The 11,280-nt window shown below is 74.1% G+C and carries 8 protein-coding genes; 3 read left to right on the top strand and 5 right to left on the bottom strand.

From position 1 onward, the window contains the following. The first annotated feature begins 9 nt into the window (after positions 1-9). Complete coding sequence (locus IE185_RS06675) at positions 10-519, top strand: hypothetical protein (protein WP_373303693.1); 510 nt, start codon at positions 10-12, stop codon at positions 517-519. A gap of 87 nt (positions 520-606) precedes the next feature. On the opposite strand, the gene IE185_RS06670 is transcribed toward IE185_RS06675, so the two are convergent. The 5 genes from IE185_RS06670 to IE185_RS06650 all read right to left on the bottom strand — a co-directional run bounded on the left by IE185_RS06670 (position 607) and on the right by IE185_RS06650 (position 9,026). Continuing rightward, positions 607-5,505 (bottom strand): hypothetical protein, encoded by a 4,899-nt coding sequence (locus IE185_RS06670; RefSeq protein WP_138894984.1) that lies wholly within the window; start codon positions 5,503-5,505, stop codon positions 607-609. Between the two features lie 59 nt (positions 5,506-5,564). Beyond that, positions 5,565-6,434 (bottom strand): hypothetical protein, encoded by an 870-nt coding sequence (locus IE185_RS06665; RefSeq protein ID WP_373303696.1) that lies wholly within the window; start codon positions 6,432-6,434, stop codon positions 5,565-5,567. 86 nt (positions 6,435-6,520) lie between these two features. After that, entirely contained in the window at positions 6,521-6,697 is a 177-nt protein-coding gene (locus IE185_RS06660; RefSeq protein WP_167518920.1) for a hypothetical protein, read from the bottom strand. Then, the gene (locus IE185_RS06655) at positions 6,694-8,220 is read right to left on the bottom strand and encodes a hypothetical protein (RefSeq protein WP_138894982.1); all 1,527 of its coding nucleotides are present in this window, start codon (positions 8,218-8,220) and stop codon (positions 6,694-6,696) included. The genes IE185_RS06660 and IE185_RS06655 overlap by 4 nt, the downstream gene beginning before the upstream one ends. Positions 8,221-8,312: 92 nt before the next feature. Further along, a complete protein-coding gene (locus IE185_RS06650; RefSeq protein ID WP_229843366.1) occupies positions 8,313-9,026 on the bottom strand; it encodes a GntR family transcriptional regulator in 714 nt (237 codons plus the stop codon). Positions 9,027-9,194: 168 nt separating this feature from the next. Here IE185_RS06650 and IE185_RS06645 point away from each other — a divergent pair, with 168 nt between their 5' ends. Both IE185_RS06645 and IE185_RS06640 read left to right on the top strand, forming a co-directional pair. Next, positions 9,195-10,472, top strand: a complete 1,278-nt coding sequence (locus IE185_RS06645) for an MFS transporter (RefSeq protein ID WP_138894980.1) — start codon at positions 9,195-9,197, stop codon at positions 10,470-10,472. Between the two features lie 50 nt (positions 10,473-10,522). Beyond that, positions 10,523-11,275 (top strand): LamB/YcsF family protein, encoded by a 753-nt coding sequence (locus IE185_RS06640; protein ID WP_138894979.1) that lies wholly within the window; start codon positions 10,523-10,525, stop codon positions 11,273-11,275. The last annotated feature ends 5 nt before the right edge of the window (positions 11,276-11,280 follow it).

Here is an 11,280-nt window from a genome sequence, read left to right as displayed (position 1 = left end):
GAAGGTTCGATGGACACGGAAGAGCGCCCCAAGGCGTTGTCCGCAGCGCCCGTGACGATCGCGGGCAAGGCCGAGGCCGGGATGGAGGTCGCCGGGGATTCCCGGGCCGGGGAGGCGCCGGGTGCGCAGCGGCAGTTGTGGGTCGACGAGCCCGCGGTGCGGCCGCGGCTGCCCGACCCGGTGCGTACCGCCGCCGTCCGCGCGGTCATCATCACGTCGCTGACGCTGATGCAGGCGATGGTCGCCTACCTGTGCACACTGGCCGGGTCCTGGCTGGCCTTCCCGATGGTGCTGAGCAGTGTGGGCAGCACGGTGGTGGCCACCTGGGGCGTGCTGGACGTGTGGGTCACGCGCCAGGTGTGGAACCAGCGCAACGGCGTCGTGTCCGTTCCGAGCAGTACAGCGCGCCAACTGCGCCGCGAGCGGCGGAAGGCACGCCGGGTCGCCCGCAGGACGGCGCGTACGCGGCAACGGGAGGAACGGAGCCGCAGGAGCACGCGCAGGCTCTCCCAGGCCTGAGGCCCCGCGCCGCGAACGGCCACGTCCCGACGGGCCGGGTGCCCGGGCCGGCCGGGTGCCTCGCGCAGCCGGCCGGTCCGCGGATACCTACTCGGCCGGTGCCGGTGTGCGCTTGAAGATCCGCGTCGCCGTGATCTCGCCGTGCACCGTCTCGCCCTCGGGGTCCTGCTGGGGCAGCCCCGGCCGCAGGTGCTCCTCCACGCTGATGTACTTCAGCCCCGCCCGGAGGTCGGCGTCGTTGCGCAGCCGGATGACCAGCGGGAACTCGGCCAGCGCGGTCGTGTCGAACAGCCCGGTCGTGTACAGCAGCTGCACACCGAGCGCGTCGGACACCGCCCGCTGGAGCTCCAGCAGGTACGTCGCGTTGGCGCGTCCGATGGGGTTGTCGAGGAAGAGCGTGCCCGCGTGCCGGTGCTTGTCACGGCCCCGGTCGTTGCTGCGCAGCGCGGCCATGGTGCAGTACAGAGCGATCGCCGCCGTGAGCAGCTGCCCGCCGGAGAAGACGTCGCCCATCTGCCCGACCGGCACCCGCTCGGCGCGCAGTACCGCGTCCGGCTTGAGGATCTCGACCGAGATCCCCTTCGGCTGAAGGGCGGCCTGAACACCCCGCAGCAGCAGGGACATCCCGTCTCTGCGCAGGTCGGAGTTCTTCTTGACGGCGGCGCTGGTCGCCTCGTCGATGACCTCGCCGAGCCGCTCGACGAGCGTCGCCTGGTCCGGCTCCTCGAAGCGGATCCGCAGGAACTCCTGCCCGGACCACTCCCCCAGCCCCTCGGGCAGCTGCGAGAGCCGCTGCGCCGAACGGAGCGTCGCCAGGGCCGACTCCACGAGGCCCCGGAGCCGGTCGACGATGCTGTCGCGGTTGCGTTCCAGCTGCGCCAGCTCGTCGGTCAGTACCCGCAGCCGGGGCTCGAACGCCGCCGCCCAGGCCGCCGCGTGCTCGGGCAGCGAGGCGGCGGGCAGCTCGCGGATCTGCTGGCGCGCCGGGGTGCGTACCTGCTCGTACCGCGTCGAGTTGGCATGCCGTACGAGCACGTCGCTCGCCTCGCGCACCGCGGTCTCGGCCGCGGAGAGGTCGGCCGCGCACCCGCGCAGCGAACGGCGGGAGTCGGCGGCCGACTGGCGCGCCTCCTCCAGGCTGCCCGGATACGGATCGGGGTCCTCCGTCGCCTCGTCCTCCGGATGGTGGTCCCTGAGCAGGTCGCGCAGCAGCGCGGCCGTCTCGTCGAAGCCGCCCGCCGCGTCCTCGGCCGCCCGGTGCGCCCGCAGCAGCTCGGCGTGGGCGGTGCGGGCGGAGTCCAGCGCGTCGGTGCGGGCGGCGAGTTCGGCCGTGGCGGTGCGCAGGAGCGTCTGCGCGTGCTCCGCGTCGCGGGGCACGAGGTCCTCGGGCAGCTCGGTGTGCGCGGCGCCGTCCTCGGGGGCGAGGCGCTCGGCCTCGCCACGCAGCCTGCCGAGCTGCTCACTGGCCGCGGACGCCCGCGACTCCAGCATCTGCACGAGCGATTCGGCGCGGGCGACCGCGGCCTGGCGGGACGGGCCGTCGGCGCCGTCCGTGCCTTCGAGCATGAGGGCGGCCCTGGTGCGCACCTTGTTGCTCAGCCGGTTGAGCTCGGCGAGGGCGGCGCTCTCGTCGCTCTCCGCCCTGGCCTGCTCGGCGCGCAGGTCGGCGCCGACGCCGACCTTCTCGTACAGCTGGGAGGCGGCGCGGTACGCCTCGCGCAGCGCGGGCAGCGCGACGCGCGGTGCGCCGGGGGCCGGCTCCGGCAGCGTCTCGGGCACGCCCGCGATCTCGGCCCGCTCGGCGCGCAGGGTGCGCGCCGTCCTGTGGGCGTCGTCGGCGGCGCGCTGGGCGGCGCGGCGGTCCTCGTCGGCCGCCTTGGCGCGTTCGAGGCAGACCGTGGCCCGGGCCTCCGACTCCGCTGCCTCCTCGGTCAGTTCTCGTACCCTGACCAGCCAGCCGGCGCGCTCGCGCAGCCGGTGGGCGAGGCCCGCGAGGGCGTCGGCGACGCGTCGGGCGCGCTGGGCCGCGTCCTGGCGCTCGTCCCTCACGCGGGCGGCGTCGGCGGCGGCCTCGTCGGCCTCGGCGCGGGCCGTACGGGCTTCGGCGAGCACGGCTTCGGCGGCCTCGGCCGCCTCGCCCGCCTGCCGGGCCGTCCGCGCCAGTTCGGCGAGCATCCCGGGCGGGCAGTCGGCGCGCCAGGAACCGAGCCGGGCGGCGAGTGTGCGGTCGCCGGCCAGGCGGGCGGCGAGCCTGCGGATCTCCTCGTCGCGGGCGGTCGCCCTGGCGCGCAGCGCCTGCCGTTCCTCGTCGGCCGCGTGTTCGTCGTGCATGGCGGGGTTCGGCGGTACGAGGAAGACGTCGGCCCGGCCGGACGGGGCGTCGTGCGGCGACGGTACGGGCGCGAGCAGCGCGGCGGCGGTGCCGACGGCGACGGCGGAGCGGGGCAGCAGCGCCGCCCCGGCGAGGGCTTCGCGGGCCCGTACGTGCGCGTCGGGGTCGGTGATGACGACGCCGTCGACCAGTTCGGGCCGGGCGGCGAGGACGGCTGCGTGGTCGGCCGGGTCGACGCTCTGCGCGAGGTAACGCCAGCCCGGGAGGGCGGGGATGCCGTGTTCGCCGAGGAACTCGACGGTGGCCAGGACGTCCGGGCCGGGGGGCAGCAGCCCTCCGTCGCCGAGCGCGCCGAGGATGCGGGCGTCGTCGGCGGCAGCGGTGCGCAGCTCGAAGAGCTGCCGCTCGGCGGACGTGATGCCCTGGTCGAGGAGGACGAGGAGGTCCTCCGCGTTGCGGTCCAGCTCCTCCGTGGTGAGCGGTCCTTCGGCTGTGCGCCGAGTCGTGCGGCGGGGCGCGGGCGCGGTGGACCGGCCGAAGGCGTCGGTGCGGGCGGCGGTGGCCGCCTGGTCCGCGGCGTCGGCCTGCTCGGCGGCGGGGTGGCCCGCATCGCCCGTGCCGGGGCGTGCGTCCGCGCCCTGGCCGTCGGCGTCGCTCGCGGCCCCGGACGCGTCGGCCGGCCGGTCCTCCCCGGCGTCGGCCCGCGCATCCTGGCGCGGAGGGCGGCCGTCTGCGCCGACGGCGCGCGCGCCGTCCGGGGCGGCCACGCCTCGGCGGGGCTGCGGCACGGACGCCGCGGCCGCCGGAGCCGAGGGCAGGCTGAGCAGTTCGGCCAGGCGGTCCTCGGCGGCCAGCGCTTGCGCCGCCCGGCGCTCCGCCTCGTACGCGTGTTCCGCGCCCTGCGCCGCGTCTGCCGCGCGGGCCGCCGCGAGTTCGGCCCGCGCTTCCACGCCGGCGGCCTCCTTCGCGCGGTCGGCCGTCGCCCGCGCGGCCTCGCGCGCCGCTTCCCAGGCGGCGACCGCCGTCTTCTCCGCGTCGGTCGCCGCGAGCGCCGCGCGCGCCGGGTCGGCGTCGGGGGCCGTGTCGTCGAGCCAGCCGGCGCTCACCGCTTCGGCGGTTTCCTGTTCGACCTCGGAGAGGCGCTGGCGCAGGTGCCCCGCCTCACTGCGGGCGCGCTGTGCCTGGGTCGCGGCCGTGGTGGCGTCGCGGTGCGCCGTCTCGCCCGCCTCCTGGAGGGCTGCCGAGCGCTCCTCCTCCTCGGCGGCGACGCGCTCGCCGTCCTCGGCCGCCGCGTGCAGCGCCCGTACGAGCTCGCCCGCGGCGGTGGCGCGGGCGGCCAGCGCCGGGGCGGCGTCCCGCTCGGCCTCGCGGATGGCGACGGCCACCCGGGCGGCGCGGTCCGCTGCCGCGCGGTGGCGCAGTACGGCCTCGGCGGCCTGCCAGGCGGCGTGCAGGGTGCGGGCGTCGGCGAGCTCACGGCGCTGTGACGCCGCCGCCTTCTCGGCGGCGGTGAGGGCGAGCGAGGCGTGCCGGTAGGCGAGTTCGCTGGCGATGAGGGAGCTGCGGCTGCGCGCCTGCTCCGCCTCGGTGACGGTGTGCGCGGTGGCGGTGACCTGCTGGGCGAGCTCGGCGGTGCGGCCGCGCTCCTCGCCGGCGCGGGCGGAGAGCCGGCGGGCGAGCGTACGGGTCCTGCGCTCGGCCCCCGCGTGGACGTCGCGGGCCCGCACGCGGGTCTCGGCGGCGTCGACGATGCGGCCGAGCAGGTCGACGGAGCCTGCGGTGAAGTCGCGCTCTGCGGTGAGCTCGGCCCGGCGGCCGAGTTTGTTGCCGAAGCCGTGGACGAGGTCGGCGAGACCGTCGGTGTCCCTGGTGTCGGTCACGGCGCGCAGCAGCAGGTCGGTGAAGTCGGAGTCCTTCTTGACCGCGAAGAGTCCGGCCGCCTCGCCCTCGTCGGCGTTCATCTCCCGCTGGTAGCGGAAGAGTTCCGGGTCGAGTCCGAGGTTGCCGAGGTGCTCGTTCCAGCGGTCGTGGATCTCCTCCCAGTGGATGTCGAGGTGCGGATAGGCCTTGCCCGCCTCGGTGATGGCGTCCCGGAAGCCCTTCATGGTGCGGCGGCGGCCCTGCGCCCCGGAAACGCCTTCGCCGTACGGGCGGACGGCGGTGGACTCGGCGACCGGCAGCGAGTCGAGGCTGAGCCCGGGGCCGGGCCGGAAGGAGTACCAGGCCTCGGCGAACTTCCGCGGGTCGTTGGACACCTGGCGCCCGCGCCACTCGCTCACCTTTCCGACGACGACGCACTCACCGGTGAGCGTGTGCTGCCATTCCAGCGCGACGTGTCCGCAGTCGTCGGCGAGCAGGAACTTGCGCAGTACGCCGGAACTCGCGCCGCCGAGCGTGTTGCGGTGGCCCGGCAGCATCACCGAGAAGATCAGCTTGAGCAGGACGGACTTGCCGCCGCCGTTCTCCAGGAAGAGCACGCCGGCGGGCGCGGGGCGGCGCGGCGGTCCGACCGGCTCGTCCTGGAAGAACTCCGCCTGGGTGGGCGCGGGGTTGGGCACGGGCTCGCCGACTCCGCGCAGGTCAAGCACGGTGTCGGCGTAGCGCGCACCGGCGGGCCCGATGGAGTAGAGGCGGACCCGGGACAACTCGTACATGGCGGCGGACTCTCGTCGTAAGTCGTGAAGCGGCGGGGGTGCGAAGGCCGGTCGGCCGGTCAGGCGTGGAAGGGCAGGCCGGCCTCGGCGGTCAGTTCGAGGTCGTCGGCGTCCGACGGCGGCACCAGCGTCGCGCTGCCGTCGGTGACCGGGACCACGCCCAGTTCCAGCAGTTCGGCCATGGCGGCGCTGCCCGCCATGTCGCGCACCTGCAACTGGTAACGGGCGGTGGTGCGGTAGGCCCCTCCGGCGTCGTCGCCCGTGCGGTGCAGGAAGCCCGATTCGCTGAGGAAGGCGACGGCCTTGCCGACGATGCCCGTGGTGGAACCGGCCAGCCGGCGCGCGTCCTTGGTGGCTCCGGTCGCACTGCGGCGCGCGTAGATCCGCCAGGCGGCTTCGAGGCCCGGGGCCTCGGTGGCCGGGTCGGTGTTCTCGCCCTGCTCGTCGGCGCGCTCCTCCAGGCGGCGGCAGGCCTGTCGTACGAAGGCGTCGACGCCGTTGACTGTTATGCGGCCGATGTACCCGTCGTCGGCGAGGTCCTCGGGGCGGGGGAAGGCCAGCGCGGCGACGGCGAGGTGGGCGAGGCCGTGCAGGAACCGGTCGGCGGAGTCGGCCGAGGCGCGCCGCGCGTAGTCGCCCATGCGTACGGCGAAGACCGAGTCCTCCGCCGCGCAGACCGCCATGCCGGCGCGCGGGGAGACTTCGAGGACGACGAGCCCGAGCCCGGTCGCCACGGCGTCGGCGAGCCGGGCGAAGGCGGGCTCCTCGCGGTAGCGGCGCAGGAGGTCGGCGTACTCCATGTCGCGGGCGGGGAGCAGCTTGGGCTGGAGGCCGAAGGACACGAGCCGGGCGGCGTCGGCCGCGTCGGCGGGCGTCACGGCGCCGTGCCCGGCGGCGGAGGGGGCCGCCGCGGTCGCCTCGCCGGTCACAGCCGCCGAGCCGGGGTCCGGAGTGTCGGGCGCGCCGGCGACCGCCCGCTCGCTCCACGCGTCGGCGTGCTCTGCGCGGTGGTCGCTCACGACTGGTGCTCCTCGGTGCGGAAGTTCTCAGTTCTCGGTACGGGTGGGACGACGCGCCCCGGGTCCGGCGCGCAGAACGCTCCGGCGCCGGCGCGACGGGCGCTGCCCCGGGCCCGCAGGTGCGCCGCGGCGCGTTCGGAGCGCGGCCCGCCCGCTGCTTGTCGTGTGGTCATGCCGCCTCCGTCCGGTCCGCCGCCATGCCGGCCGCGTCCAGCAGCGCCGTGCCCACTATCAGGTCGGCGCCGCCGAACTCCGGGTCGTCGAGCTGCGTGCCGTCGTCCACGGCGAACAGGAGCCGCTTCTCGCCCTGCCGGTAGGCGGTGCCGACCGGCGGGCTCGCCGCGTGGACGGCGAGCAGCGCGACGAGGTACGGCAGATCGGGGTCGCCGCGCCTGGCTTCGGCGAGCAGTCCGGACAGCCGGCGCGGCGCGTCGTGCGGCAGGTCGAGCAGTTCCATCGCGCGCGCCAGCTGCTCCTCGCTGAAGCGGCTGTCGTCGGGGGTGGCGATCAGGTCCGGCTCGGGCATTTCGGCGCCGAGGTGTTCGCGCTCCACCGGCGGCGTCAGCAGTATGTCGACCAGGTCCCCGACCCGTACGGACACGGGGGTGCGCAGGCCGGTGCCGTGCGCGAAGAAGGCGTCGGTGACCCGGATGGCCTGCTCGACGGGCAGCGGCAGCAGCGGGGCGAGGAGCTGGCCGTAGAGATCGAGTCCGGCTCCCGCCGTGGGGGTGGCGAAGGCCTGGCGGTCCTGCTCGGCGCGGAACAGCGGTCCGGCGTCCAGCAGGCGCGACTGGAGCTGCGTGTGCCTGCGGATGCAGTCCTTGACGATGTCGACGAGCTCGGCCGCGCGCCGCTTGTTCTCGGGCTCCTCGGCCTCGTCCCGCGCCTTGCGGATGTTGGTGAGGATCGCGTTCTCGTGCCGGTAGCGGTCGGCGACGTGGTCGAGCGCCTCGGCGATCATGTCGGGCACCGCGTTGAGCCAGTCGACGGCGCGTACGTTGCGCCGGGTCGCCTCCAGGGTCCTGCGGAGCGTCTCGGCGTACTGCACGGTCCGGTAGCGGGCCTGCTCGGCGGCGAGCTGGGCGTCGGCGAGCCGGCCCCGGCTGATCAGGACCTCGAGCTTGACCTCGGCGGCGATCTGGGCGCTGGTGACGTCCGTGTCGAGGGCGCCGACGAGCACGTTGACCGCTTCGTCGGTGGTGCGCAGGTAGACGCCGCCGCCGTACCCGGGGACCTCCTCGATGAGCTTGAAGTCGTAGTCCCTGCGGACATAGGCACCGTCCGGGCCGAAAGTGCCGTACACCGCGCGAAAGCCGCGGTCCACGCTCCCGACGTTGATCAGGTTCTCCAGGACCCAGCGGGCGACGCGCTCGTGCTCGGCGAGTGGACGGTGCGGGGCCTGGGCGGCGACGCGCGGGAGCAGCCTGGCCACTATCTGCTCGTGGTCCGCGCCGGTGTCGAAGTCCATGTTGAGCGTGACGAGGTCGATCGCGGCGAGTGCGACCTCGGCCATCGCGTAGACCGAGTACTCGCCCGCGAGATTCGCCTTGCGTACGTCGAGATCGTGCAGCGGCGCCGTGCAGGCGAGCGCGCGGAGCCGCCGCGCGAGCCCCTCGTCGGCGGCCGGGCCCTGCGCGGGCCGCGGCCCCGCGCTGAGCTGGGGCGGAACGAATTCCGTCGATGCTGGCGAAGTCACGTGGCACAGATTAGGTCCTCGCACCGACAACGGTCGAAACGGCGCAGAAGCGACCCGTCGCGCGGGACCGGATCAGCGGCGCCCAGGGCCCCTCAAGTACCCCGTGTCGCGGCCTCGATGTGCCGTGCGTAGACCTCGACGAGCTGGCTGCGGGAGTCGTCGAGGTAGCCGGCGAGCAGCCGTTCGGCCCCCGCGCCGTCGCCCGCGCGCAGATGTTCCAGAATCTGGCGGTTTCGTACGAGATACGGCTCGTGCAGCCGACGGGGATCGGCCACCACGTGGAAGGCGAGACGCAGTTCGGCCAGGACGCCGCGCATCAGTTCGTCGGTGCGGGGGCTGGCGGCGAGGGCGACGAGCTCGCGGTGGAAGTGGATGTTGGCGGTCGACACCCCCGCCCACTCCTGCCTGCCGGCCGCCCGCTCACCGTCGGCGACGGCTTTGTCCAGGCCGCCGAGAGGGAAGGGCGGCGCGCCGAGGCCGCGGACGACGGCGCACTCGACCAGACACCTGGTCCGGTAAATGTCCTCTACATCCTCGATGGCCAGGATTCTGACGAATACACCCCGGTTGAGCTGATGAACGAGGAGCCGTTCGTGGGTCAGCAGCCGGAAGGCCTCGCGCAGGGTGTTGCGGGAGACGCCGAGCGCCTTGCCGATGGCGTCCTCCGAGAGGCGCTCCCCCGGCGGGAAGTACCCCTCGGCGATCCGGGTGCGGAGGATGTCCGCGACGCGCTCCGCCGTGCTGGTGCGGCCCAGCAACGGGCGGTCGTCGGCCAGTCCGCCGGTCGTGGACTCCGTCGTCCTCACAGCACGTGTCTCCCTCGGCTCTCCCGCACCGGCCGCTCTCGCCGGGCGCGCGCTCCCATCGTAGAAGCAGCAACGAGCTGACATGACTCTTGTCGGATCGTTCAACAATCCCATACCTTGGCGTCACCGCACGGTCTCCAGCGCACTCCTCCCCCTCGCGAGGTGCAGATGAGTACCACCCAGGAACAGCCGAAGCAGGACGAACGCCCCGACGACACCGGCGCGTTCGCCTGGCTGCGTGCCCTCGGCCCGCGTGGCCGCCGGGCCTTCGGCGGGGCGTTCGGCGGATACGCCCTCGACTCCTACGACTTCTTCATGCTGCCGCTGGGCATGGTCGCCGTCTCCGCGTACTTCAGCCTCAGCACCGGGCAGACCGGGCTGCTCACGACCGTCACCCTGGTCGTCTCCGCGATCGGCGGCGCCGTCGCCGGCATAGCCGCCGACCGGATAGGCCGGGTCAAGGCGCTGATGATCACGGTGATCACCTACGCGCTGTTCACCGTCCTGTGCGGCTTCGCGCCCAACTACGAGACGCTGCTGGTCTTCCGGGCCCTCCAGGGCCTCGGTTTCGGCGGCGAGTGGGCGGTGGGCGCGATCCTGGTCGCGGAGTACTCCTCCGCCCGGCACCGCGGCCGTACGCTCGGAGCGGTCCAGAGCGCCTGGGCGGTCGGCTGGGCGCTCGCGGTCGTCGTCTACACCGTGGTCTTCCAGTACTTCGACCCGGACACGGCATGGCGCGTGATGTTCTGGACCGGCGCTCTGCCCGCGCTTCTGGTGATCTACGTACGCCGTCATGTCAGCGACGCCCCGGAAGCGACCCGGCGGCGTCTCGCGAGCAGCGACAAGGGGTCGTTCGCGGCGATCTTCAGGAAGGACCTGCTGCGCACCACGCTCTTCGGCGTGCTGCTCTCCACCGGTGTCCAGGGCGGCTACTACACGCTCGCCACCTGGGTGCCCACCTACCTCAAGACGGAACGGGGCCTCACCGTCGTCGGTACCGGCGGCTACCTGACGTTCCTGATCTCGGGCGCCTTCATCGGCTACCTGACCGGTGGGTACCTCACGGACAGGCTGGGCCGCAAGAAGAACATCGCGCTCTTCGCGTTCCTCTCCGCCGCCTGCGTCGTGGCGTACACCAACATTCCCTCGGGGGCGAACGACGTGGTGCTCGTCCTTGGCTTCCCGCTGGGGTTCTGCATGTCGGCGATCTTCAGCGGGTTCGGCTCGTTCCTGAGTGAGCTCTATCCGACGGCCGTTCGCGGGACCGGTCAGGGGTTCACGTACAACACGGGGCGTGCCGTGGGCGCGTTCTTCCCTACGCTCGTGGGCTTCCTGGCCGGCAGCTGGGGAGTGGGCGGCGCTCTGATCTTCGGAGCGGTCGGTTACGGACTCGCCGTACTGGCGCTGCTCGGGCTTCCCGAGACGCGCGGAAGGGAACTCTTGTGACGCTGGTGAACGGCGCGGCACCGGACAGGGGAACGGACCCAACCTCGGCTGTGATCGACCTGAACGCCGACCTCGGAGAAGGCTTCGGACGGTGGCGGCTGACCGACGACGAACAGCTGCTTTCCGTGGTGACCAGTGCCAATGTGGCCTGCGGCTTCCACGCCGGCGACGCGGCGACCATGCGACGCGTCTGCGACCTGGCGGCCGAGCGCGGGGTACGGATCGGCGCCCAGGTGTCGTACCGCGATCTGGCGGGCTTCGGGCGGCGCTCGATGGACGTCCCTTCCGGGGAACTGGCCGCCGAAGTCGCCTACCAGATAGGGGCGCTCGAAGTGTTCGCGCGCGCGGCCGGTTCACGGGTGTCGTACGTCAAGCCGCACGGCGCGCTCTACAACCGTGTGGTGCGCGACGAGGAACAGGCCGCCGCGGTCGTCGACGGTGTGCTGCTCGCGGGCGGCGGGCGGCCGGTCCTCGGGCTGCCGGGGTCGCGGTTCCTCGACATCGCCGCGAAGGCCGGGCTGCCCGTCGTCGCGGAGGCGTTCGCGGACCGCGCGTACACGGCGGAGGGGACGCTCGTTGCGCGCGCACAGGAGAACGCTCTCGTCACCGACCCGGGAGCGGTCGTCGAACGCTCCCTGTCCATGGCCCGTTCCGGTGTCGTCACCTCGCTGTGCGGACGCCAGGTCGCCGTACGGGCACGTTCGCTCTGCCTGCACGGCGACACCCCGGGCGCCGTCGGCCTGGCCCGCCGTGTACGGGAACGCCTGGAGGCCGCCGGCGTGCGCGTGGAGGCGTTCGCGTGAGCACC

It is taken from the genome of Streptomyces chryseus (genome assembly GCF_014650755.1).
GTDB classification, from domain to species: domain Bacteria; phylum Actinomycetota; class Actinomycetes; order Streptomycetales; family Streptomycetaceae; genus Streptomyces; species Streptomyces chryseus.
Note: the sequence above shows the minus strand (reverse complement) of the source record. Positions and strands in the feature narration are given on the sequence as shown.

Excerpts from the sequence above, each read along its gene's own strand:
- IE185_RS06670 (WP_138894984.1), bottom strand. The coding sequence starts at position 5,505 with ATGTACGAGTTGTCCCGGGTCCGCCTCTACTCCATCGGGCCCGCCGGT.
- IE185_RS06645 (WP_138894980.1), top strand. The coding sequence starts at position 9,195 with ATGAGTACCACCCAGGAACAGCCGAAGCAGGACGAACGCCCCGACGAC.
- IE185_RS06660 (WP_167518920.1), bottom strand. The coding sequence starts at position 6,697 with ATGACCACACGACAAGCAGCGGGCGGGCCGCGCTCCGAACGCGCCGCG.
- IE185_RS06675 (WP_373303693.1), top strand. The coding sequence starts at position 10 with ATGGACACGGAAGAGCGCCCCAAGGCGTTGTCCGCAGCGCCCGTGACG.